Genomic DNA, 26,271 nt, shown 5'->3' on the forward strand with positions numbered 1-26,271 from the left:
CATGAAGATATTACTCAGTTCTTTACTTTTATTATTTTGCCTCGGCATTAACGCCCAGGAAGTGATCTTTGCCGATTACTTTGATATAAAGACCAACTCGGACAAGCAAACGGCAGTAATGGGAAAAATACACCTTAAACGGAACAAGGATGTGCTATCGAAAGCTGTGCCGGACAGTTACCATTTTGAAATAAGCAATGATCCTTCGGGTTTGTTTAAACTTAAAAACAACCGCGAAAACATCGGCCAGATGAAAGGCCTTTTAGTGGGAGAGTTAAGTTTGAAAAAAGGCAAAAAAACACCTAAGACACCTGTTGATTATACGATAGCTATTACTTTAAAAAATGGAAAGACGTCTCTGGTTGAAAAAAAAATCACGGTACATGTGGTCACAACCACCATGTGGGAACACCTCGGCGATTTTTACAAGAAAGAGACAATTGATAACAGCCGCTTATGGGGCCGAAAAAAACTATCTGATAAAAAAATTGAGGCGCTGCTCGATGAAATTGAAGCCAATAATGGGGCCATGCCATCGCTCAGCCCAATATATACCAAATCGACTGAGGACATCCGCAAAATAGAGGACGAATGGGAAAAGGTGGCCAGCCGCATTGGTGCATTGGGCTATGCCTATGCCAATCAACAGTCGGCCTGGTATAGTTCACCTCAACTGTATAAAGGCATTGTTAAAGCCTCCACCACGTTTATGAATGGCATACCCATTTTTGGTAACGAGATAGACGACCCAATCGGCAACGAAATTGGCGATGGTTTACAAAGCTTAGGCGAGAATGGTATAGTATCGCATGGCTTTGTAACACACCAGTGGCGCCTGGTTGACGGACTTGGCGCGCCACTTGTACACATTATGCCCAACCTCCGTCACGACATAGCCAATCGCGAACCGGAAGCACTTGCTTTACAGGAAGCTATTTATCGCTTCTACCAGGCTTTTTACTCAATAACACCCAAACGCAGAGCCATGGATAACGATGCGCAACGCTGGCGCAATATCTCCGATACCCTTTACTCAGAAGGCGCCTGGAGCGATGCAAATACAGCTCATCGTATGCGCTCACTAATGGTGATGGGCGTTATTTGGAATGACTACAACCGCCCTATAACCTACGTACCCTATTGGTACGATGATTATTATAACGCTACGGAATTTGACGGTTTGTCATTTGCCAAAGGCTGGAGTCCCAAGGGCATCATTAAAGATATCCGTTTCTGGTGCTCGCGCCTTTCAGTGCCTTCGCAAATGTACGACCAATCTGGATTTCATCCCGATGGCACCGTTTCGCACCACACCGGCCATAGTGCCTCGGATGTAGCTATGGTGGCCTATGGCTTTGAATGGATGAAGGAAATTAATAAGGCAATTAAATTCTTTCAGCACACACCGTTTCCCATCGAAAACAGCCAATACCAGTTTTTAGCCGACCGCATCAACTATACCTATCGACGCATGGTCTATCAACAACAGCTGGATTATGTGGTGGCTGGTCGAAGCCATTATTCCGACATGCAGAAGTTTGTGACAAAAAGCCTGAAGAAGACTATCAATGATTTAGTAAAAGGTAAGTCGCCGTCAACCATCATCAAAAATGAAAAGGAATTGATTGAATTAAATAGAAACATGCAAAACAATACGCATAAACACACCGAATCAATTGGTTTTTGGAATGCTGATTACCTCGTTCATCGCCAGGAGAATGACAACAATCAGTTTTATTATTCAGTCAAACAGAAATCTCTTCGTACATCGGGCGCCGAAGACTTTAGCAAAGTGCGTAAATCGTGGCATGCCGGCAGCGGTGTTTTCCAGCTAAAAGTGGATGGCGATGAGTATGCGTTACCCGTGCTGCAAGCTTACGATTGGCATGTGCTACCAGGTGTTACCGAAGAGTGGCGCACCGACCCTATGCCACGCGGTCGGGCAAGTTCAGCAGGTCCAGGTTTAAATAGCTATTCAGGTGTTCTGGCCAATGGCCGCTATGCTACATCGGCCTTTCAGTATGTACCAACGCCAGGTGGCGAACACCATAAATTACCTCAATACGCCTCGGCCAGTGCCTTTAAATCTTACCACTTAAGTGATAATTATGGAACGGCAATAGGTAGTAACATTACACGTAAAGATGGTGGTCAGGGGCAATCCATCGTTACCTGTATCGACCAGTCGTTACAATCCGACATCCTGTATTACAGCATTGATGGGGCAAAGGCGAAAGCGATTAAACCCGGTACCGATGTCGATTTAGCTGTACAAATGAGTGGCCCAAGCTGGGTGTTTCATAAAAACAAAGGCTACCTTGTCTTTCCTCAAAAAAACCAACAGCTTTTTATCAAAACAGGTGCTCACATCAATGTTACCGATACTAAAGTTAACAGCAGCAAAAACTACATTATTGCGATCGACCATGGTACACAACCAAACAAAACAAGCTTTAATAACTACCATTATGTGATGGTGGCCAATGCCAGTTTAAAAGAAATGCCCGAAATTCTGGACCATTATCAAGAAAATTATCGGACATTTAAGGAAAATGCCAAATTACATGGCACGTATAACAGCCTAAATAAACGCGCTCAGCTGGCCTTTTTCCAAGCCGGCAAAACCTATCTGGATACGTCCAAAAAACAATGGTTAGAGGTGAATAAACCTGCTATTGTAATGACAGAGGAAAGTGCACAGTACCTCGAACTATCAGTTTGTGACCCATTGCATAGTTTAAACACAGAGTCGATAACCATTAAGGCATCAGTGCCCTTAAAGGAAGGGGATTACCAATATACCATCGAAGGCATTGAGTCCATCCAGGGAGAAACCGTAAATGTAAAAAGCGATGGCAATTCGTCGGCCATTACTGTCGCCCTGCCCGATGCCAAAGATGGCGCACGTTATAACTATCGTGAAGCTGTATTGGCTGGTGCACCAATAATTATCAAGTTAAACAAAGCAAATTAATCAACTACAAAGAGCTATTTAATGAGAACCATAATTACTGTCTCCATTTTATTCCTACTAGGTTTGTTTCCGGGTAAGGCCAGTGCCAATGAAAGTACTGAACCGGATCAGATTACGATGATCGCCAAAAACTATCGACATTGGATTTTAGGCAGCGACACCATCGATTACAGCAATCCTTTTGTTCAGGTACGCTATAAAGAAATGATGAAAAACGTTCGGGCGGCCTACGAGCTTTACGAACGCGACAAAAATCAGGATGGCCATCCTGATATTCTATTTGATACAAGCATTAGCGTACCCCAAAGCACCAAACAGCTTTCTTCGTTCTTTAGCAAATACCTGTTCCCATTATCGCTGGGCTACCATCTTAAACCAGCAGAAGAATATGGTTTAAACAATCCATACTACCACAATAAACAGGTACGCGAGCGCTTGCTTACCCTTTTTAACAACCTGCACCAGCAAGGTTGGAAAAGTGGTATCGACATTGGGGTATTACATATGAACCGCTATCCCGAAACAGGCTATATTGGCTATTATTCGGGCATGTCTCTGCGCTGCTTAGGCTATGCTTTGTCGGTTTTTCTTAACCAGGACCTATTGCAAAACGAAGGGCTGTTAAAGCGGGAGCTGAACACACTGGACTTTATCTCAAAAGAAATTGGACCCCAATATAACACACCCATTCTCTGGCAGCAAAAAGGCTTTAATACTGATGCTGTGCGTTCCATGTTCAACGTTCGCTGGTGCTACATCCTATCGCTACCAGCGAATGCACCGGGCCGCCAGGAGCAGATGACCTACTTTTCAAAGATGCTGAATAAATCGCTGCAAATTGCGGATGGCTGGGCCGATATGATTAAACCTGATTATCTGGGCTATCACCATCAGGCCGCCTACCTCAATGCCTATGCGCCACATGGCTACCACGCGGCATCCATCTTTGTGCATCAGCTTAACAACAGCCCCTACCAAGTGGGTAACAAAGCCATCAATAATTTAACACAAGCCTTGTTGCATTCACGCATTTACTGCAACCTTTACGATGCCCCTCGCAGTGCAGCCGGCCGCTTCCCCGATAGGCTCAATACCTTAGTAAAAAACATTCCCGCCTTTGTCTATCTGTCGCAGATTCAATCACCCCATCAGCAGGAACTCAAAGGGGCGTTTATGCGGTTGTGGCAACCTGATGTCAATGATTTTCAAAAGGACTACCTGAAGCAGGCCGACTGTGCCATTGTTTACACAGCTTCATTAGGCGAGATTGAGCAATCGGCCACACTAGCTGCCAGTGGTATTCAGCCCGAACCATCGCCCAACGGCTTCTGGTATTACCCTTATGGTGGTTTAGGTATTTACCGCCAGGCTAACTGGCAAGTATCATTTAGCGGATGCAGCCGATATATCTGGGATTATGAATCGAGTAAACGAGGCGAAAATCAGTTTGGTCGATTCGCCCGTGCCGGTGTATTGCGCATTCTGGCCGGTGGCCATCCCGTATCAGCTGCCAGCAGCGGCTATGTTGAAAAAGGATGGCACTGGTGTCGCCTGCCAGGTGCTACCACCATTGAAATACCTTTTAATAACATGAAACAAGATACCTACAAAGACAGCCATCGGAAATTTACAAGCGAAAGTTATTTGGGCGGTTTGCACATCGATGAAAACACAGCAATGGTATCACTCAAGTACAATGCTCCCCTTTACAACAACACCCCCATTAACGAACTAAAAGCCAACAAGTCATTTTTCTTTTTTGATGATTATATTGTTGCCCTTGGTACCAATATTAAAGGACAGTCGAAGAATGACTATCCGGTACAAACAACTTTGTTTCAGAATGGGATGGACAATATAAAGGTTGAAACCACGGTCAATGGCAAGGTACATAAAAATGCATGGGCCAAAACCTTTACCAACGAAAGTGTTAGTTTATGCGATGCGCAGGGCCACGCCTACTTTGTACCTCACGCACCAACATTATGCATAGAACGGACTCGCCAAAGCGCTCCCGATGATGAAAACAAGGCCACCCATACAGGTTCCTTTACCTCAGCCCGATTAATGCACGGCGCTGCACCAAACGATGCATCGTATTTATATTTCATCCAGGTGCATGGCGGTAAAGAGGGGGCGCAATCCCTAGCCAGACATCATCAAGACATGTTTACTGTCAGTCAGCAGGACAGTATTGCCCATATCGTAAGTTATCAGGCTGAAAGAGTGAGCGCCTATGCCATCTTGAAAAGCCATGATCAATTTCAGGATAAGTGGCTGCAACGGAGTAATACACCATGTCTGCTGATGATTAAAGAGCAAACAAATGAACGCATTCGCCTGGCCATTCAAAATCCGGATCTGGGTAAATTGGAAAAGACATACAGCTATAAAAGAATAAACCGAGACTTTGCCCATGCACCAAGTACGGTTCAGCCCGTTGAAATTACATTACAAGGTATCTGGAAACTAGCAGCAAGGGATCAAAGAATTGATAATATAGAACACCGTGGTAATCAAACATTGATTCGCTTTAACTGCTTCGATGGTCAAGCAATACAGGTGGAACTTCAGAAAATAACAAGTGAAAAATAACTACTAGCTAGTCAATTAAAACACAACAAAATGAAACTAATACAATTATTTGCCTTTATTCTGCTGTTCACAGGATGTCAGGGTTCTAAAAATAACACCCAACCGAATCAACGGCCCAATATCCTGTTCATCATGACCGACGACCATACCACACAGGCCATGAGCTGCTACGGCAGTGAGCTGATTGAAACACCCAACCTCGACCGCATTGCCAAAGAAGGAATGCGCTTTAATAACTGTTACGTCACCAATGCCATTTGTGCCCCATCGAGAGCCGTGATACTTACCGGTAAACTCAGTCATTTAAACGGTGTAACAGATAATGCCAAAGTGTTTGATGGCAGCCAGCAAACCTATCCTAAATTACTGCAGAAAGCTGGCTACACAACGGCTATGATTGGCAAGTGGCATCTGGGCTCAAGTCCAACCGGATTTGACTACTGGAGCGTTTTACCCGGTCAAGGGAACTACTATCAACCCGAATTTATTGAAATGGGTGATACCATTACCGAAGATGGCTATGTAACCGATGTGATTACAGATAAAGCTATTGAGTGGCTTAACAAGCAAGCAAAAGACCAACCTTTTGCCATGGTATATCAACATAAAGCACCTCATCGCAACTGGATGCCGGCCCCCCGCCATCTGGGCATTTTTGAAGACAAAGTGTTTCCGGAACCAGCCACCTTATTTGATGATTACGCAGGGAGAGGCTCGGCTGCGCGGGAGCAGGAAATGGAAATTGCCAACCACATGTGGGATGCCTGGGATTTTAAACTGGCCTCTAAAGCAGAGCTGGACGAGTTTGGGGCGAATAATCAGCTGGAAATTATTAACGATGCCAAACATCACGATGTTGCCGGCGCCAATAAGCGTGAGGAGGATTTAGAGAAACTGTACCGCGTATATCGCCGCATGACACCGGAACAACAAGAACAATGGCATAAAGCCTATGCGAAACGTATTGCAAAATACAAAGAAGGGAACCTATCTGATAAAGAGTTAATTTCCTGGAAATATCAACTGTACATGCGCGATTATCTCGCTTGTTTATTGTCATTGGACGACAATGTTGGACGCTTGCTTAAGCACCTTGAAGCACAAGGTCAACTGGATAATACCATTGTGGTGTACACCTCGGACCAGGGCTTCTTCTTAGGCGAGCACGGTTGGTTCGACAAACGCATTATGTACGAGGAGTGTTACCGCATGCCATTGTTAATACGCTATCCAAAAGCCATTGATGCAGGCCTTGTCAGCAATGCCTTATCCATGAATCTGGATTTTGCCCCCACCTTTTTGGATTATGCCGGTGTAGAAATACCTGACAACATGCAAGGCGCCTCTTTACGTCCACTCTTCGAAAATAACGGCCAAGCGCCTGACACCTGGCGAGAGGCAACCTATTATCATTATTACGAATACCCGTCGTGGCATTCTGTAAAGCGCCATTATGGCATGCGCACCAATCGCTACAAACTCATCCATTTTTATAACGATGTGGATGAATGGGAACTTTACGATTTAGAAAAAGACCCGCAAGAGTTAAAGAACGTCATTAATGAAACTGAATACGCCAATTTAATTCCGCAATTAAAAGCCCAATTAAAAGCCTTACAGGCAAATTATAAAGACGACTCAGCAGAGTACTTGAATTAACTATTTTCCGATTGAATATATAAGGCCACTTACATTACTTGAGATGTAAGCGGCCTTTCTTTTTTAAAAAAACTCAAAAACATAAAGGCTCAAACTATCTGGTTAAACAGATAATTTGAGCCTTGTTATCACTATTAAAACTAATCTAATACTTCGTATATCGCGTAATTATCATACAGACCTTTAGCGGGTACCATCAAACGTATGGCCGTTTGGCCACCTTTCAGATAAGCATCTTCCATATCATCAACAAATTCAAAACTTAACTTACCATCGATGTACCACTCTATGGTGTTTTTATATTTAACAACTTTCAGGTGATGCTTTCCCATTTTATTGTTGAGCAAGAAATCTACTCCTTTAATGGTTAAACGCCGCCCCGGCCTGGAGCAAAAAAGGAAATACGGTAGTTATACAGGTCGCTCTTGGTATACTGCGCTGCCACCCCCCAACGTTTTTTCAGATCCTCATCAAACACATCCTGACCTTCGTTACCTGTGCAGCTAAACATGAGCATATGAAGTGCATTTTCGCTCAGGCTTTGAAAATCACATTCGATAATATAGTTATCAGGGGTTTTAAATTTGTTCCAAAATACGAGGTGTCCTCCCCTAAAAATACCACCGGCATAGTAATCTCTAACAGATTCGCCAATATCGTTGCGCATAGCCGCTTCAACGTCATCGTAATAGTTTTCTCCCAATCCACTAAATGGCTGACCATTTTCCTCAAACCAGGCGTTGGCTACTTCATAATATTTCGAATGAAGCAATAACTGGCCATCCTGCAAGCTGGCTACTCCTGGTCCTTCCATCACCCAATCTTTCAAATCATCCGCCGAAGAAAAATCACAGCTATATACCCGTTTTGTTGTATAGTTCTGGGCCTGAGAAAAGGAGGACACTCCAACCATAAATAAGAGCATAAAGAAACGCATTATCATATTTTCTTATTTTAAATTCTGGACAAGCCTATTCAGAAGTCGTATAGCGAATGCGTAATTAAAAACGATAGGATTCAACTATTTTACACCTGTATCAAAAAAAAAGCCGGGCTGCTTATTTTATTATAAACAACCCGGCTCCCAGCGCTACCTACTTTTTCTCTCGCAATGGTAAATCGATGCTTTTACCGTCTTTACAATATATTTTAAACCGGGTTTGTGCATCCGTGTAATCATAGTTAAGTAATTCATAAACATAAGCCGCCGGCTTCCAATGCCCCTTCAAGCTTATTGTAACAATACTTCCTTGCGACCATTCATGAACAATATCGCCTGGCATCACCGACATGTTATGGTTCCACTTCTTCAGTTTTAAATCAGGGTTAGCTACCGTTAAACATGCATTGTGTTTATCCTGTTGGATGTATAACATCACCGGGGTATCCACCGATGCCACTAATCCCTTATGTACTGGTGCATCAGCATTAAAGATGGCGTAAGCACATGCGTTGCTGGCATGATGCTTTACAATATGTGCCGAGGCATCGCGTTGCAATACTTCGTACCCCTTGTTAGTTTTTCTTGTTAAGGCCTTATCAACCGGCTCATCCATTAAAATCAGGTATTCATAACCTTCTGCTTTTGGCTGCTTGCCATGGTTTAACCAGGCTTTAACATGTGGTGCCGTTATTGGTTTATATTTGCCTCCTGCTATCTTCTGCAGCGAAGCCTGATTTTTTTGCTCTAATATCACATTAAAAGCTTCCGGGATGATGTAGTGAATGCCTTGGGCATCGGTAAGCACACCGCCCTTTAAATTCTTAGTCAACGATAAGGATTCACCAATGGACTCTCCATTCAATAACGTGGCCCTGTCGGGTATACCATGCTCACCAATATTCGTTTGAAACAAGGTGGTAATAGTTGCATAGTCCTTATCATCATTACTAATGTTTGAGCCTAAACACACAATCTCACCATCGAAAAAGAAATAGGATTTACGTGCTCTAAAACTGGCATCGAACAAGTTTTTATCCGGTGATGGCTGCACATCATCGCGTAATTCCATGGCAAATACACCGTTTTTACCTTCTGCTGTTAGGCCACGTGCAAAAGTTGTTTCGGTAAAACTACGGTGAAAACCCTCTTTGTACTTCTCTGTTGGTTTGTTTTTAAAATACACCTTATCAATAGGCATAGCTTTAGTAGTGGCCCCGGGCAAGTACCCCCAATGGAAACCACTGTTCTGTTCCATTCCAGCGGCTTTCATGCCTCCGCCCGGCGATGATTTAAACAGGAACATGGCACCATGACTCAGGTAGCGGCCTAAATTGTTCTCGCCTTTATGACCGGTTTCGTAGTCCCAAACATATTTGTCGTAACCTTTTACCGTAGCTAACCAATTATCGCGACGATGCACGGACAAGCTGGAGTAAGGTAAACTGTAATTCCCGTCTTCCGGTTGTAAAACCCTGTCGCCCATTTTCTTGTTCAACGTCACCATTAGGTTGATGGTGCCATAGGTACCAGAATAGGTTAAAGCAGGGGTTAATATACCTTTTACACTTTCTTGAGGACTTAATTTATACAAATAGTTAAAGACGGCTGCCATTTGCTCATCTTCAACCACTTTATCATTGAGGCTCATAAAGGCATAAGCTGGTAACATAAATCGATCAATCCCTGTATTTTTATATGGGAAACGACCTCCAACACCCATGTGTAAATCCAGACCATGGGCAATCTCATATTGACGCACTAAGGTCTTTTTTAGAGTAGTCTGGGTATCGGCCGATAAAGCGAAGTCTGTTTCATTCAACATCCAGCTAATCATGGCTATGGTATTAATGGCCGACACACCATAGGCATTTAAATAGGTGCCACGGTGGTGAAAGATCGAATAGTCAGGCTTTACTGTATCGGAATAGCCAGGAGCAAAGGCCGTGACGTAATCCATGTACATTTTAAACTCATTCAGCATTTGAACTTTTTGCGGACCATCAGACATTAACAAAACAGTTATCAACTTAGCCAATGCGCCTCCGCGTACCATATCCGTATTTTCCCCTTTCGACTGGTCGCAATCGATGATATTCCCAATGCGTGTGTGCCAGGCCAGGCACTTTTGGTGCTGCTCCAGCATTTCCTTTGGCAAATCGTTGCGCATCAAAAACAAGGATATAGCATACGAATTAAGACGAATAATGTGATCCACGGTTCCTAAAGCACTACCAGCCTGCCAACCCTGATCGGATAAGTAATTATATAGCATCAATAATTTTTCCTGTGATTCGCTTGCCTTATTGAGGCGGTAATCCATGGCCAAAGGAAACAAAGTATTTTGCATTACTCTCTGGAAGTTTTGCCCATTTTGGGTCCCGTGCTCATCGCGGCAGGTATAAAGTGGAATACCATTAACCATGCCTCCCTGTTCGCTCAACTGCAATTTATTATATGCCGCAATAGCTTTCTTTGTCTGCCGTGCAGTTTCCTTTTTCAGATTGATACCATGGCTTTGCCAGTCCGTATCATTTCCACCAAGAATTATGTATTCTAACCGCTCTTCTATCTCACTAGAAATACCTGACGCATTAGACCCGCTGTGAGATGCTGTCAAAAAAGATTCATACTTTTGGTAGGGTTTTAAAATCTCGTAGCTATCGGAACGAACCTGCGCCTTATTATTCACAAACACTTGATCGGAGTGACGCTTATAGCTAACAAACTCAAGCAATTGAAAGTGATCGATAAACAGCGTTCCTTTAGACGGACCCTTTTGTGGCTTGGCAATAAGACTCTGCATCTGTTGACTCCCTTTGTAATCTGGAATCAGGGCATCTTCATTAAACTGCACCCAAACAGCTCGCCAACCGGTAAAGTTAAGGTTAATGGCAAATCGATATTTGGGATTGTCTAAGGCAGCTTTTGCATTGCTTCCTACTTGAAAAACCATCTCACCGTCAATAGCTTCTGACTGATAAACCCACATTTTAATGCCACCGTAATAGCCTTCTTTATAAAAGGCCGGCTCATAGTTTTCCGGCTGGCCACCACCATATTTACTGGTTGCCTTTTCCAATCCTTCAAGCTGATTGACACTAAGGATATCACCCTTTTTCCAATTCCACATAAGCGAATGGCGTCCTTGCTTTTGATGCCTATCAGACTGCACAAGTCGACCTTTTTTGGCCTGCCAATTGTGATATTCGCTGGCCTGTTCAAAACCAATTTTATGAATGACGATATCGCCCTTAATTTTCATGTTACCCTTTTCAATGGCCCCCATTTGGTTCACTCCTAAAACAAGACCGATGAGTAATGTAAATAGCTTTTTAAACATGTAATATTAATTTGATTTTAGTTAGTTGTGTTTTTTATAACTTTCGTTCTGGTGCATTGCTCACCATTGATGCATTCGAGGATATATATACCATTGCTAAGCCTCACTAAATCAAATGAAGTGGCGCTACTGGCCATCCTTATTAATCGACCGTTTAAATTGTATAAAGCAGCTGTCTCGGCCTGAGGGAAATTTACAATACCTGCTGTTGGATTGGGCCAAACAAGGTACTGGTTATTGCCCCCGGGAGCAATGCTGTTGACCGAGTCTTTTTTTAGCTCAAAATCATACGTTTCTGCATCGTGGGTTTCTATTTGAAGCACAGTTGAAGCACTCGTCACCGATCTAATGCTAACATTATCGGGTAAATTATCAGCCGCCCAGGCACCTTTAAGGGTAAGTTCAAGCCACTGTGTTGGAAACGGTCCGAATAAGTCATCAAACGATTTTACATCACCGATATCCTGAGGCTTGCTTCGGTTAAAATCCGGATTACAAACACTTAGCTGCTTTCTACCATCAGCATGATTCGATACCATCAGCATTAGCGGTAAAGATGAACTGTGCACAAAAGCATCATTCGTTTGCTCATTGGGTTCAAACAAGGCGTATCCTGTTTGGTCTAAAGCAATATGCTTCACAATATGGGCCTTTGCATCGTGTTGTATTATTTCATAAACAGGGTTATCATCCATGGCATCCAGTTCCTCTTGTGTTGTTTCCATCAAAACAAGGTATTCGTAGTTATTTCGATAACCATGATTCATCCAGGCCGTTAAAACATCGCCGTTACTGGCTTTGCAACGCATGGTTTCGGATTGGCGGTTTTGAAGCACTATATTCAAACCGTTGTCGTTGGGCACATAAATGCCCTTCCCCTGATTATCGAGCAGTGTGGCATACCCTCCAGTGGCATTATACACGTAGTTATCACTGGTAATCGGTTCGCCATTCACCTTGTATGCATAGCCCGAAGATGATATAACATTCTGCAAGATGGTGGATTCGGTTTTGCCCTTCAGAGCAGATGCAATATTTGAACCAAGGCACACCATCACACCCGGTTGGAAGAAGAACACCGATTTTTTAAAGGCCAAACGTGTGCCATAGTTAACATCGTTAAATTCCATCGCCCATAGGCCTGTTTTATTTTCCTGCTCTACCCCACCAACAAAAGTATTGGGTGTAAACATGCGCTGCTGGTCCGACTTAAGCTGGTGAAGTTCCATGTTAAGAGTGGTTGTACCTGGAACTCGACTCCAATCCCAACCTTTATTATAGTCGTGCCCACTGCGCACCATCGATGGATAAGGCGTCTGATTATTAATAATCTCCATCTGACCATAACTATCGTAACGGCCATAGGCATTTTCATTATTACCACTCTCGTAGTCCCACACATAAGCGCTGGTACCTTTTAGCGAAACAAACCAATTAGCATCTCTGAAAACAGCCATTGCAGCATATGGCTTTATCCATAATCCAGAGGCGTTTTCGGCTGCCTCCACACCGTGGGTCTCTACATCCAGTATAGCCTCTATTTCGCCTGGTGTATTAAAATAGGTGATGCTCATAGAGGCTTTGTTTACCAAATCTTTACTGGGCTGATGCTGAGGTTTCCAATAGGCCATGGCAGCCGAAGCCAGCTCTTCATCCAATGCATCCTCACTCATACATTGCGCCATATAAGCCATGGGTGTAAGCATACCAGTCACCTTTTCGAGCCCACTGATTCGACCACTAACTCCTTTGGGCACATCATAAAAACCGGTAATCGTGCGGTAGTTCAACAGGTATTTTTTAACCGTCTGCTTGGCCTCATGATCTGCATCGAAAGCAGTATGACGCAAAAAATACAAAACCTGACTCATAATGTGCACACCGTTATTAGAATATGCATTCATGTAGGGGCCCCGATGATGGTATCCCATACCATCTGGTTTAATTCCACCCGTCCACCCCTGGAAGGTTCTCAGGTTACGGTTAATCCATTGCGTATAATGATTCATATACTGAACCTTAGTGGGATTATTGTTATCCATCATCAGTATATACATCAGACGCATAAGAGTTGCCGACCTAAAATCATCAACACTGACTTCCAAGGTATTGTCGAGCGGCGCAAAAATAATATTGAAATAGCACAGCCAATGAAGCGTGGCCATCTCCCGATCTAAAATAGTTTTTCCATCTTTCCATGGAATCGTTTTTAAATCATCATGCAGGAGGTAAACAGAATATGCCCAAGCCGCGGTTCGAAGCTTCTGGTGGTCGGTGGTTTCCATGGCACTGCCTGCTGCCCAGCCCTGATCGTGCATATAATCATACAGTAGTAACAGCTTTTCTTTACTCGCCTGAGTGCCATTCACCCGATAGTCAAGAGCCAATTGCAAACATAGTTTCTCACCCATGTCTCGCCCAAATTTAGGACCATGAGGCGACTTATTGCTAAACAAGCCCGGCCCATGAATACGACCTTGTTCATCCTGACTAAGCGCCAAATTATTAAAGAGATTCACACCACTACTGATGTATCTACTTCGAGCAGCCAGGCGCGCTTGCATATGCTTGCTTGCGGTATAATTATCCGTACCGAGCAACCAGTTGTTGAAGCGCAATGCAATAGCGTTGAAGGCTTGTTTGCTGACATCCGATACAACATCGGGTCGTGCTGCTGTTGGTTGCGGATAGCGCTGTTGGTATATTAAGCTGGCCCACTCGTCTTTTACTTCTTCATCATCGGCATAAGGATAGGGGTGAGCATACTGGTAACTCGGCGAACGTTTATAGCTGATGCTTGATTTAAACTCAACAATATCGAAAAATAACTCGCCAGAATTGGCCGTATTAGGTGATCGTATTTCCATTTTGCTTAAACGCACCTGGGTATCAGCGACTGCAATATCATCCCAAAACCGAACCCACAAACCACGCCAACCGACAAAATTTATACGGTAATAAAACTGGCATTTTAGCCTGTTGAAGGCATCATAAAACCGAAACTCGATACTGTCGTTAATATCTGCACTGCTATACAGCCATATATGCATCCCGGCATTTTTCTCACTACTTGCTACCTCAAGTGAACGATCTGTCACCACAATTTTAGCATCTTTTTGCCAACTCCACTTTAACGATTGCTGTCCTTGCTTATAACGTTCTGTGGAGGTTTCTATCAATCCACCACCTTCCGTTTTCCAGTTTGAGGGTAAATCGTTTTCAAAGGTTTCACAATTATCAAAGGTATTTGATTCTATAAACGTTTGAGCAACAACTAACGAATTAAGGCCTATTCTAAAAAAGAGGACTACAAGTAAAAAACAATGTGCTGAATATTGCATTGAAGATGTCTGTTTGGTGAACTAACTTCCTAAATGCAATATTAGACTCATTGCCCCAATGTGGCTTACACAAGTAACTAATTTAGTTTAAAATTGGTTGAAAAGTCTTTATGAACGGTCTTATTTTCTTCAAAAAGCAACGTAAGAGCTGCAAACTTCACGTTAATTATTAGAACCATTTTTACACAACTAATCTCATGGAAAATCCAGATGCAAAATCCGAAAGTTTACAAAAACGAAGCGCTCATACTCAACAAACCAGGTGGTTATAAAATCCGTATTAATGGCTGGCAGAGAGGCTAGCAAAATAAGAGCTCAACCAGTGAAAAAATAGGACTCATGCTTGATCAATTTATTATGATTTTTAAAGAAAGGGTTCAACTCTAATTAAGCTGAACCCTGATATTTTTACTTACACACTTAATGGGCTAGTGTCTCTTTTATTATTGTCCCAAATAGAACACGGCCGTCATTGGATAATGATCAGAAAGAAAGCGAGTTGCTTCTTGATTATATATCTGTACTTTATTACACATTTTCGCCAACTTAGGACTGGCAAGTATGTAATCAATCCGCTCTCGGTCCCGTTCAACACTCTTTTTTGTTGCACTGTATTTGCCGATTAACGCTTTTGTTGGAAAGGTAAAAGCATCTTTTGTCTCTGTTCTATTCAAACAAACATCAATTGCCGGGCAAGCCAGAAATTCTGAAATTACTGAGTAGTCGAACTCACCATTTCGAAGATTGGAATATTTACTTTTCTTTTTACCCAAAAGCTTGGCTCTTAACTCATCTTTGTTTTCCAACCAATTGGCATCAAATGGTGAGTGTGAGTTAAAATCCCCCAGTATTATATAAGAATCTGAATTACTATTATCAATTTTCTCAGTTATCAACTTTGCTTCTTTCAATCTAAAGTCACTATCCGCTGGCGATAAATGGACGATATAAAAATCAATCCCGTAGGTTTCGCAATGCAATAATCCGTGCCAGAAGGGCTTAATACTTTTCTCCTTAAGCCTGATCGGTTGGTTGGATGTCAGAGCGGTCGGATAACCTTTAGTTTTTAATAGTTGAACATACTGATGTCCCCATTGCATAGCATCCTCCTTAAGTTGATCTTCAGTATAACCACACAGCTCCTGCAAAGCAAGTACATCTGGCTTTTGTTTTTTAACCCATTCTATCAGATTCGCCTTTCTTTCAGTGTCCTTTCCCCAGTCAAAGCCATTCCAAATATTGTAGGTCATCACTTTTATGGTCTTCTGCGCCTGTTTATTGGTTTCCAATGCCCTTGCAAAGCACTGTTCTTGTGCCTCATAAGGATCATTCAAGCTTGCCTGGTCATCCGAAGTAACGGGCATTGGCAGCTCAGGCGAAGTAATTGCAGTGCACCATAAATTCTTATCCAAATTACCTTGAGCTAAAGAATTCGCACCAAAAAAAATGACCGCTATTAATACTAAAATTAGATTCCTCATAATCTTCTTTAAAATATCAAGTTATATAACTTTTGAAGGGCAAGCTTAATTATCCAATCTCTTACCCATTATTTATCAATTCAAATATTCTACTGCTGTGTTTGTTGTAACCTAACCAAGGCTTCCAGAAAATAATAATCGGCATAAACCAGCGGAACATCTTTTTCCACGCCATGAGGAATACTGCCGACACTATGATCGAGTATAAAATACTTATTCACTTTTGGATCAGCCAGGTAGTTATCAACCAAACTATTGACCATTGCCACTGCCTGGTCATAATATTTGTCGCCCTGTTCGGCATTCCAGCTGACTTCAATTAAGGCGGATGCTACAATGGCCGCAGCCGAAGCATCGCGCGGTATCACCGAATACTCTGACGCATCATAATCCCACTCAGGTGTAAAACCAGGCGTTTGAACATTGTAATCCCACAAGGGCACCAAATCATCAGGCAGATTATCATCATTAAGGATAAAGTCCGCAATATTAAGTGCAAAATTCAGATACTTTTCGTCTTTTGTATACCGATAACATAAGACGTATCCATAAAGTCCCCAAGCCTGTCCGCGTGCCCAGGAGGATTCATCAGTAAAGCCCTGACAGGTCGCTTTATCTTTCACAGCCCCTGTTTCCTCATCGTAGTCCACCACATGATAACAACTGTAATCAGCCCGATAATGATTCTTCATAGTGGCATCTGCATGAGCTATTGCGATATTGTAATATTTAGGATTACCACTCAATATTGAGGCTTCAAACAGTATCTCAAGGTTCATCATGTTATCGATTATCACCGGATAGAACCATTCAGTAGTCCCATCCCAGGCTTTTCGATAGTCCCAGGACTTAATTAAGCCCACCTTGGGATTAAAGCGTTTTGACAATGATTGAGCTGCATTGATGAGTACCTCCTTATATTCCTCTTTTTCACTCAGTCGATAACCATTACCATAGCTACAGCCAATCATAAATCCTACATCATGGTGACCAGACCAATGCTGAATAGGTGCTAAAGCTTCTGTCCATCGGATGGCTTCCTTTTTCCATTTTTCTTCACTCGTCAGTTGATAAATATACCATAGGTTACCGGCAAAGAAACCACTTGTCCAATTGTAGATACCCACAGTCGTCAGTTTATTATCTTTATCCAAAGTGCGAGGTATGCGACTGGTATCCTTAACTTCCTGTAATGTGTAGTTGGTTTGCGACTCAGCAAATTCAGTAACCTGAGCGTAATCCCTATTATCATCAGGCGTTTGACAGGAAACAACTGATAACATAATTACTAATCCCCATAAAACCAAGCTGTTCATATTTTTTATTATAAACTTTGTTATACTATTAATATTCATTTGAATTTTAATCTTTCCCTATAGTCATGTTGGATATTGCACCAACCAGCATCTTTACTTTGTTTTCTCACCAAAGTCTTCCTGCTGTTTTTCAACCTCCTTGAGTTTTAAATCGTTTAACTCTTTTCTCAGGCGCTTCACTTCCTCTTGCAAATCCTTATCCTTATCCTCGTTTAAAGCCCGCTTTATTTGAGTATTCATTGTTCTTTGTGACCATTCCACCTCATCATATAGCATTGGTTTATCGGTCGGGTGCGATTTTATTTGCAGATGTCCACTCACGGGTTTATTAATGCCATCGAATAAAACAGACGCTTTAATATTGATAACACCAGGCTTGGTGGTGGCCCTTATTAAAGCAGGTGCTGTACCCCACTGAACGGACTGTAAACTGGTTAAAACAGCCTCATCACCAACCAAACTACCTTCGCCCTCAACTTCAAATTTCACATGCCAATTATTCAGGCGTTTGATCCTGCCATTCTTATCCGCAATAGCCGCCACTACCGTTACGCAATCCGAACCATTGGCAGTGAGCTGTGTCCCTTCATCATCCAACCATAAAAGGATTTTTTCAGGCCTCCTGGCTGGTGACACTCTATGAGAAGCCACTTCTTTACCGTTCACATAGCCGACTGCTTCCATGAAAACTTCAGCTTGCTTTCCGGCTCGCGCTTTGGCTTTATCTTTCATAAAATCATACACGCCTTCAAAAACGATAATGGGAGCAGGCATTCCCTTTTCGTGCATCCCTCGGGTATAGGTATAACTTTCACCCCCTTCAAATACCTGCAACCTTACTTCGTCACAATTGGAATAAACGTTGACATCTGACGGGGAGAAGGGGGTCATCTCGTGCGCAATAAAAACCATTGGCCCGGTTTCGGCAATCAGGTCCTGTTGCTCAGCCGAACGCTGTGATTTAAAGAGTTCGTATGAATATTTAGGTTGACGAAAAGCATCCATAATACCCCCATAGAAAGGATCGGGATGATAGCCCCGGTTATGATCAAAAGCGTGCCAAAGGCTTCCTCCAACATGCTGCCTAGTTGTTCGGTAGAGAGCATCATAACTTGTGAAAGGATAATCGGGGCACGCATAATGCTTCGCCTGAATCAGCATAGGCACTTCTCCCCAATCTTTATTAACCCGGCTGGTTGAATTATGAGCATTCCAATCATCAACATTATCCCCCCATTCTCTTGTAAAATAAGTTCTTGAGGGATCAAGATGCTTAACCGACCACCCTTTGGCACTGGTTTGTGGGTGTGCAAAGTGGATATCAAAATGTTTACTCCCCCTGGCTTCAGCATCACAGGCAGAGTAGCAATTCGGATATGGAAATTCTTCATCCACAATTTCTCTGGTGTTTTTAGCAAAATTAGCCGGATACCAAGTCTCATTCAGTATAGGTTCCCACAACCAGATAGAAGCATGATTGCGATCACGTCGCACCATATTACGAATATCCTTGTATACTCGCTGTTCAAAAATTGGATCGTCATTCCAAAATTGCCAGCCGGGCGTATTCACAATCACCAGCAAGCCTAATTCATCACAAGCATCCATAAAGGCCGGGTCTTGAGGATAATGCGCATTACGTATGACTTTTAAACCGGCATCACGTAATTTCTTGGCATCGCGCCAATGTATGCTATTGGGGAGTGCATTGCCCAGAACGGCAAAATCCTGATGCCGATTGGCCCCGATTAGAGGGTTTGGATATGGTTTCCCATTCAACCAAAAACCATCGGCGCCCTTAAACTCAAAGCTGCGGATACCAATGCGCTTGCGGTAACCATCAATTACCTGACCAGTCCTATTTTCAACGCTAACCTCTAAACTATAAAGGTATGGCTGTTCGGGCGACCACAAACAGGGTTGAACCACCTCCATTTTCTCAGTAACAACATTCGCCTGCTTACCCTTAAGCTTCATCTTACCTTCAGTCCTTGCCACAACAGCACCTTTATCATCTTTCAAACGATACTTAATCATTCCCTCGAAGTCTTCAGGAAGTTCATTGCGAAAATGGGCTTTAAGTGTTATTGATGCCCGCTCCTCTGATACTTCATCGTAAGCAACCAACAGACCACCTCCTGCTACCTCGTCTTCATAATTGGCATTGGTGATGTATACAGAATTATGGGCGACTAACCAACAGTCGCGATAAATACCTCCAAAATAGGCAAAATCAAGAACCTCTTGCGGTTTGCCCGGCGGGAATGTTTGATCATTGCTATTATCGGCCCATACCGCAATCACATTGTCTTCCTCCCAGTTTATATAGGAGGTTATATCAGCAATTACCGGCAGATAACCACCAAAATGCGTCTTCACTAAGTGACCATTAATCCATACCTTTGACTTGCCCATGATGGCTTCGAAGTTCAAGAAAAGCTTTTTACCTTTTAATTCTATATCGGGAGTAAAATGCTTTCGGTACCAGGTTTCGCCCTGATAGTTGATACTGCCACTAGCTTGCAACGGCAGATACTCTGTGCCATGTGGCAAAGCAACCACATCCCATGTACTATCGTCATACTGTTTTTCAAAAGCACCTTCTTGAGCCCCTTTAAAAAACCGCCACGCCACGTTCATTGAATACACCTCACGTCCGCTATTTTCCAAGTGAAAGAACCCTGCTGTTGAAAACGTTGGTTGGTGTTCAGCACGTATAAAAGCTGATAGCAATAACATATTTAATAAAAAAATCCTCTTCATTCGGTTATAGTGTAATTTTATCTATGAAAAGATATATTTAACTCATTAGAAACTTTTGACAATTAGGCTGTGTTCTTTCCATAAAAATGCAATTAGAAAAATGATAAATCACCAATGGCCGCCCATTTTCGATTATTGACTTCTTTAAGTGAAACAAATTTAACGAAACGCACATCGGGCGATTTCTTAAAGAAAACCTTTTGAATAGCAGCACTATTTGTAAATTGCCCTTTAACAATAGGCTTTCCCCAATTTTTCCCATCACTACTAAGGTAGACCTCATAATCAGCTACTCGCCCGTTTTCGGAATCCTGACGTGGCGTGTAGGTCAAGCCAGATAACTGTCTCTCCTGTCCCAATTCAATAACTACATAATGCGAATGACTAGCCCTCCATTCACCATTCCATTCACTGCTCCAAAACGTATCCGGGTCACCATCAAGCATATCTTTATAGTCATGTAAGGGCCAACGGCTGGAACCTTCCACCACCCGATTCTGAGTTTTCGGATCACGCAGAAGATTCCGAAGGGCCCCCATGTCAACCTTTTGGTCGGGACAAAAACGCTTGCTATTCATATACTCCACAATTGCATTTCTTAGCTGCTGTGCAACAGGGCGCTCTTCCAACTCTCTTTCCAAATCAAATGCACAGGCTAATAATCTCCCCTTGCCAATCCTGGCTTCGAAAACTGCAGCTAACTTATTATTACGATGATAATCATCAATTATCTGCACCACCGGCTTTAATCCCTTAAAATCATTGATTACAAAAGCATTGGCGCCATCCACTAAATCCATCCAACGGGCATCGGCATGTGACTGTGTGGGGAAATATTTGAACAAGGGGTGCTCGGGATTGCATAATAATCCGGCGGTACCAGGATATACACGCCCAAGGGCCCCCCGATTAAAAGACCAGTATTGAGGCGTGTATGATATCTTTTGAACTGTATTGCCATAATCAGCTGTTGGCCATAGAAGTAATACCTTACCTCCATCATTTAACAGCTGCTGCGCCTTTGCGTCAATACGATGAGTTATATAGATACCATCCTCAACAGGTCTTTCGCCAGAAGATGGGTAGACATAAAAATCCCATTCATTTTCATAACTCGTCTCTTCTATAGCTAGTTGCAACACATATTGCCCTGGCTGCTTGCAAACATCCAATTCCAGCCTAATCAGTCCAATATTTGTTACTGCCCCTTGCTCTGCATTCACTTTATTAAACTGTCCATTCTTGATTAAAGCGCCATTTTCATTAATTAAACGCCATGTGACAGTTTTGTCTTTTAATATTTTCTGACCATAGTTAAACACGCTAGCTTTTGCCTCAAACGATTCATCATTGGTATAGACCCACTTATCCATGCGCAAAAGCGGGACCACATCATTGCAGAACTGTTTGAATTTATCCGTAGTTATATAACCTTTACTATCCCAAAATGGATCAAGGATACCAACCATCGCTTCCGACTGCCCCGGAAAATCCTGAAGACCTAAAAATTGAAACCCAGCCACTCCTTCGGTCCTAAAAAGTGATTCAAAAACCTGCTTGGTATGCCAAATGCCATGCTTACCAGAAGCTTCAGCCATTGCTTCATCCTGATCTGCCAGTCCATTTTCGACTAAACGTTCATAAAGAGGATAAAAATTATCGGGCCGCTTCACTCCATCATACTTCTGCATAAATGCGAAACCAGGGTACATCACCCACTGCCCATTTTCATGTATGATTAATGGTGGTTCATCGGTACTTTTTCCAGCCGAGAAGTCGAAATTATTATTCTTAATTAGTCGTTCCCTTGGTATGTTGCAACTTTCACCATTCTCCCAATTTTTATCATAGCGAATAGCACTTGAGCGGTGCTTTTTCTTTACATGACCGGCCTGCGTTGAATACAAGCGGCGCGAATCAAAACCTCTATAGGCATCAATCACCCTGTTTTTATGCACATTATCTGCATGTGACAATTCATTCCCAAGAGCCATAAAGGCAAATGAAGGATGATTACCATATTCCTTCAATATCCGAAATCCATCATTATAAAGATATTCAAGCACATATTCATCGGGAGTTGGTTCGGGACCCCAAATTAGCTCTGCCTGTAAATAAATTCCAAGCGCATCAGCCACCTCAAAGGCGGCCTTGGGGGGACAAACCGAATGAAAGCGAACATGATTCATCCCGTAAGACTTGATGGTTGATAAGATACGCCTCCATTCTGATTGATTCATTGGCATGAATCCTGTTTTAGGATAGATAGCACAATCAAGTGTGCCCCGAAAAAAAACGGGCCGGTTATTAACAAGAACAGTTGTGCCACTGGTTGATATTTTACGAAACCCAAAATGGGTGTCGATCTGCTCATGGAATAAGTCATTTTGCACATCCGACATTTCAACGCTCAACGTATATAATTCAGGCGAATATTCATCCCACCAAGTGACCGGTTGCTCAACCGTCAAATAGAATTCTTGTAGGCTACCTCCATATTCAATATTGCGTGTCGTTGTTTTAGTCGCCACCACCTTTCCACCTTTATCTTTTATGACTAGTCGGAAACACCCTTTGGTTCTTCCTATATGATTAGCGACCTTGGTTTCAACCCTTACAGCCTGATCTTCAATCTCTGTAAACACACGTGTTGAAGTCATATGCACCTGGTCGGTTGAGCGGAGTTCCATTTGACCAACGACTCCATTCCAGTTGGTTTGGGTATGATAGGTATAACCATGTGCCATACCGCCAATTAGGTTAGTGTTGTCAATACATAGGGTAATACGATGCTTCTTTCCGGGCTTTATATAATCTGTGATATCAAAGCTTCGCGGTGCATAAAGTGAAACATCCTCTCCCACCTTCTGCTCATCAACCCAAACCACCATTTTAAACAGACTTCGCTCTAAAAAAAGCTCCACCCGCTTTCCTTGCCAAGACCGAGGAACCACCACTTCTTTCTGATACCAGGCAGCTCCAATATATTTATATTTTCTGGTTGGGGCAGTATTCAATTCATAAATCCACTCGGGGCTTCCAAAATCACGAGGGAATACAAAATTACGGGTGATTGAGTCTGCCGGCCAAGGTTTGGTTTTATATCCTTTTTGATTTGTATCAGTCGTTCCGGGGAGTTGCACGGTCTCGTTTAATTCATCGTTTAGGAACCATTCGTCCTTAGAACCTATGTTGTCAGGATCGAGTTGAAAACGCCAGGTTCCAGATAGATCAATCACATTCTGAGCAACCAAAGTGGCCGAGTTACAAGCTAACAACGCTAACGCAAATAAAATAACTCTATTCATCTTTATTCATTTTTCATATTCATTATAAACACAGCGCATAAAACCTTCGCTTGGGCACTAATAATCAATATATTTTTACTCCAAAACAACTTATACACTTGCTAGTATAATTCTGTGTAAACCGCACTCTCTACGATAACACACAAAATGAATTTTAACGTAAATAATAAACTAATAAAGGGTTGGGCTTTTTATAACATGATGTCTGATGCTTATGCTTGTTGCATGTACGAGCAGCATCAAAGATTTTAAAAGGCAAAAGATAGAAGGTGTTCTTAAACAATTAATAGGTGGTTAGATCTTATTGTGAGCACTATAAAAGGAACCTACGCCCTGTCTATTAATAGTAAGAAGATTGCTTTTGACTATAGTGATGGAATGGCCTTAGCTCAAAAGCGCCCCGCCATTCCATCAAAATATTATCAACATGCCGTTTTTAGAGCAAAATATTCTCTAGGTGATTATTTTCATTTTGAAATACAATTACGCTTTGTAAAGCTATGTGTCACTATTTAGACCACCACATTTTAACAGTATACCAGTGGTTACTTGGGCCTACAGAAGGATTTGCTTCCCGTTGTCTTTCCATGGCACCAAAAACATTACCTCCATTGGCGGCCAACTCTGAAGGCGGATACTCAGCACGTTCAGCACGGTAACCTTCGGTAACTCCACCGGCATTTTGCATCCAAGGAATATAAGCAACGGGGTTACTCGGATAACCAACACCTGGTATCCATCCGTCTGGCACTAAACCTTCGAAACCAGGAATAAAACCTTCTTCCGGATCGGAGTAATATACAGGAACATAAAATGGTAAGCCTAAACGAGTAATGGGCTCTCCTTCTGGTGTAAATGTCGCAAACTCTTCCATTGGGAAATTCTCAACGACAACTTTAGGCAACTTGGTTCTCCGCCATAATGCCCAAGCTTCGAATCCATTTGGGAACAGCGCTTTCCAACGCTCAAGCACAATTTGTTCCATAGCATCTTTAGCTCCCCATACAATTGCCGGGTGCTGCAAATACTCTTCTACAGACGCCTCATAATCCAAATTATCGGACGCACTTTGATTGTATTTGGCAATCATCCGTTCCACATGATCTGCTCCTGCAAGGTATTTTGGATACTTGGCGAAACAAGCGCGAATACCATTTTCGTAATTGCTTTTAACATCACCCCCAATTTGCCATCGATGAGCTGCCTCTGCAAGCAGAAAACAAACTTCATCATAACTCATAATAATGCTTTTATTAGTGACGTTACCAAAGGTTGTTGGATTAACAGCTGCGAAACAGTTATACTGCAAAAACTCAGCTTCTTCAGGCGTAGTTGGTTTCTCTCTGGGTGAAAACCCGGTTAATTTAATCCCAATATTGGCATTGGCCAATTCGCCTAAATCGGCAACATCAACAGTAATGTACTGCAGGTCTCCCAGCTCATTTTCGTCTGGTCGCCAGGTTCTAAGACTTACATTGGGGATATACGGTTCGCCACTATGTGCTCCTTTTATAAAGGGATTGTAGTCAATTTGTCCTTCCCATGCCTCAATATCGTAGGCGGTTGAGGACTTTACATACTGAGAGGCTACCCAAAAGATACGAGCATCTTTAGTATCCTGCATTTCTCTAACAAATGGCTCCCCTACAAAACACTCTTCCCATCTTCTCTGGTATCCACTAAAAACAGCTGCCGATTGATTGATATGTATACCGGCACCCCCCAGTTCTTCATGCGAAACGGTGGCATCATCATCCAAACTAGTCATTACTCCGGCACTGTGGCTAATGGCATCGCTAACTACTTTTTTAGCTTCTTCGGCATTAACATTTACCATTCTCATACCCACACGCATTAGGTAGGAGTTAACAAATTTTTGCCATTTCGTAATATCACCGGCATACATCAGGTCCGATTTTCCGGTAAATGGTGTTCCTGATTCGAGCTGGGTACGCGCCTCTTGTAAATCTGCAATGATATAGGCGTATACATCTTTTTGATTGTCATATTTTGGTGATAAAACGCCATCGACAAAGCCTTTACCGGCTTCTTTATAGGGGATATCCCCAAAAATATCTGTTAACCGGTGCAGGGTAATAGCCTTGAGTATCTTAACCTGAGCGAGTTTGGCATCGTTTTGATTGTTTTCGTTGCTTACTTGAAGTTTACTGCGAAGATCAGCCAAGTTTTTAATGGTGGTTGTGAATTGTGTGTTCCAATAACCATTTAACGCACTCAAGTCTCTAAACGCCTGTCCATCTGGATAAATATGATTTCCCAATCCGGACAATGGTAAAACGGTTGACCCCAGTGCATAGTACATATTTCCACCAACATGAGCCAGTTGCGAATAAGCGAACTGGTACTCATCGTTGATTTCTGTATTTTTATTGGGGTTGAAATTGATCTCTTCAAAATCTTTTGTGCAGGCAATTGCTATTATTGCCAGCAAAAGGACTGAAATTTTATATAAATATTTCATGTGTCTATATTTATTTTCAACTGCCACAGGGAACTCTCCACCTTAATCATTTTCCAGAGTGATTAATCC

Annotated in this window: 12 protein-coding genes; 3 read left to right on the forward strand and 9 right to left on the reverse strand. The window is 42.5% G+C overall.

Going from position 1 to position 26,271, the window contains the following annotated elements; genetic code table 11:
- The first annotated feature begins 1 nt into the window (after nt 1).
- Genes ACRD7A_RS16190 through ACRD7A_RS16200 form a run of 3 tightly spaced genes read left to right on the forward strand, consistent with a single transcriptional unit; the run spans nt 2 to nt 7,228 of the window.
- Entirely contained in the window at nt 2-2,974 is a 2,973-nt protein-coding gene (locus ACRD7A_RS16190; protein WP_430812247.1) for a polysaccharide lyase family 8 super-sandwich domain-containing protein, read from the forward strand.
- A 21-nt stretch (nt 2,975-2,995) separates the two neighbouring features.
- Entirely contained in the window at nt 2,996-5,569 is a 2,574-nt protein-coding gene (locus ACRD7A_RS16195) for a polysaccharide lyase family 8 super-sandwich domain-containing protein (RefSeq protein ID WP_430812248.1), read from the forward strand.
- 30 nt (nt 5,570-5,599) lie between these two features.
- Nucleotides 5,600-7,228 (forward strand): sulfatase family protein, encoded by a 1,629-nt coding sequence (locus ACRD7A_RS16200; protein WP_430812249.1) that lies wholly within the window; start codon nt 5,600-5,602, stop codon nt 7,226-7,228.
- Between the two features lie 140 nt (nt 7,229-7,368).
- Here ACRD7A_RS16200 and ACRD7A_RS16205 read toward each other — a convergent pair whose 3' ends face one another.
- From ACRD7A_RS16205 to ACRD7A_RS16245, 9 genes are all read right to left on the reverse strand, one after another.
- On the reverse strand, nt 7,369-7,560 hold the full coding sequence (locus ACRD7A_RS16205; protein WP_430812250.1) for a hypothetical protein: 192 nt from the start codon (nt 7,558-7,560) through the stop codon (nt 7,369-7,371).
- Nucleotides 7,561-7,595: 35 nt separating this feature from the next.
- Nucleotides 7,596-8,171 carry a DUF1961 family protein gene (locus tag ACRD7A_RS16210; protein ID WP_430812251.1) on the reverse strand — a complete coding sequence of 192 codons (576 nt, stop codon included), beginning with the start codon at nt 8,169-8,171 and terminating at the stop codon, nt 7,596-7,598.
- Between the two features lie 151 nt (nt 8,172-8,322).
- Entirely contained in the window at nt 8,323-11,511 is a 3,189-nt protein-coding gene (locus ACRD7A_RS16215) for a chondroitinase family polysaccharide lyase (protein WP_430812252.1), read from the reverse strand.
- A 17-nt stretch (nt 11,512-11,528) separates the two neighbouring features.
- The gene (locus ACRD7A_RS16220; RefSeq protein ID WP_430812253.1) at nt 11,529-14,852 is read right to left on the reverse strand and encodes a chondroitinase family polysaccharide lyase; all 3,324 of its coding nucleotides are present in this window, start codon (nt 14,850-14,852) and stop codon (nt 11,529-11,531) included.
- A 443-nt stretch (nt 14,853-15,295) separates the two neighbouring features.
- On the reverse strand, nt 15,296-16,333 hold the full coding sequence (locus tag ACRD7A_RS16225) for an endonuclease/exonuclease/phosphatase family protein (RefSeq protein ID WP_430812254.1): 1,038 nt from the start codon (nt 16,331-16,333) through the stop codon (nt 15,296-15,298).
- Between the two features lie 89 nt (nt 16,334-16,422).
- Entirely contained in the window at nt 16,423-17,649 is a 1,227-nt protein-coding gene (locus tag ACRD7A_RS16230; RefSeq protein WP_430812255.1) for a glycoside hydrolase family 88 protein, read from the reverse strand.
- Between the two features lie 93 nt (nt 17,650-17,742).
- A complete protein-coding gene (locus tag ACRD7A_RS16235) occupies nt 17,743-20,412 on the reverse strand; it encodes a glycoside hydrolase family 2 TIM barrel-domain containing protein (RefSeq protein WP_430812256.1) in 2,670 nt (889 codons plus the stop codon).
- A gap of 92 nt (nt 20,413-20,504) precedes the next feature.
- Nucleotides 20,505-23,720, reverse strand: a complete 3,216-nt coding sequence (locus tag ACRD7A_RS16240; protein ID WP_430812257.1) for a DUF8487 domain-containing protein — start codon at nt 23,718-23,720, stop codon at nt 20,505-20,507.
- A 508-nt stretch (nt 23,721-24,228) separates the two neighbouring features.
- A complete protein-coding gene (locus ACRD7A_RS16245; protein ID WP_430812258.1) occupies nt 24,229-26,202 on the reverse strand; it encodes a SusD/RagB family nutrient-binding outer membrane lipoprotein in 1,974 nt (657 codons plus the stop codon).
- Nucleotides 26,203-26,271: the final 69 nt, after the last annotated feature.

Origin of the sequence: Carboxylicivirga longa (assembly GCF_050589825.1) — a bacterium.
In the GTDB taxonomy this organism is placed as follows: Bacteria; Bacteroidota; Bacteroidia; order Bacteroidales; family Marinilabiliaceae; genus Carboxylicivirga; species Carboxylicivirga longa.

Excerpts from the sequence above, each read along its gene's own strand:
- ACRD7A_RS16240 (WP_430812257.1), bottom strand. The coding sequence starts at position 23,720 with ATGAATAGAGTTATTTTATTTGCGTTAGCGTTGTTAGCTTGTAACTCG.
- ACRD7A_RS16210 (WP_430812251.1), bottom strand. The coding sequence starts at position 8,171 with ATGATAATGCGTTTCTTTATGCTCTTATTTATGGTTGGAGTGTCCTCC.
- ACRD7A_RS16230 (WP_430812255.1), bottom strand. The coding sequence starts at position 17,649 with ATGAACAGCTTGGTTTTATGGGGATTAGTAATTATGTTATCAGTTGTT.
- ACRD7A_RS16190 (WP_430812247.1), top strand. The coding sequence starts at position 2 with ATGAAGATATTACTCAGTTCTTTACTTTTATTATTTTGCCTCGGCATT.
- ACRD7A_RS16225 (WP_430812254.1), bottom strand. The coding sequence starts at position 16,333 with ATGAGGAATCTAATTTTAGTATTAATAGCGGTCATTTTTTTTGGTGCG.
- ACRD7A_RS16235 (WP_430812256.1), bottom strand. The coding sequence starts at position 20,412 with ATGAAGAGGATTTTTTTATTAAATATGTTATTGCTATCAGCTTTTATA.
- ACRD7A_RS16195 (WP_430812248.1), top strand. The coding sequence starts at position 2,996 with ATGAGAACCATAATTACTGTCTCCATTTTATTCCTACTAGGTTTGTTT.
- ACRD7A_RS16220 (WP_430812253.1), bottom strand. The coding sequence starts at position 14,852 with ATGCAATATTCAGCACATTGTTTTTTACTTGTAGTCCTCTTTTTTAGA.
- ACRD7A_RS16205 (WP_430812250.1), bottom strand. The coding sequence starts at position 7,560 with ATGGGAAAGCATCACCTGAAAGTTGTTAAATATAAAAACACCATAGAG.
- ACRD7A_RS16200 (WP_430812249.1), top strand. The coding sequence starts at position 5,600 with ATGAAACTAATACAATTATTTGCCTTTATTCTGCTGTTCACAGGATGT.
- ACRD7A_RS16215 (WP_430812252.1), bottom strand. The coding sequence starts at position 11,511 with ATGTTTAAAAAGCTATTTACATTACTCATCGGTCTTGTTTTAGGAGTG.
- ACRD7A_RS16245 (WP_430812258.1), bottom strand. The coding sequence starts at position 26,202 with ATGAAATATTTATATAAAATTTCAGTCCTTTTGCTGGCAATAATAGCA.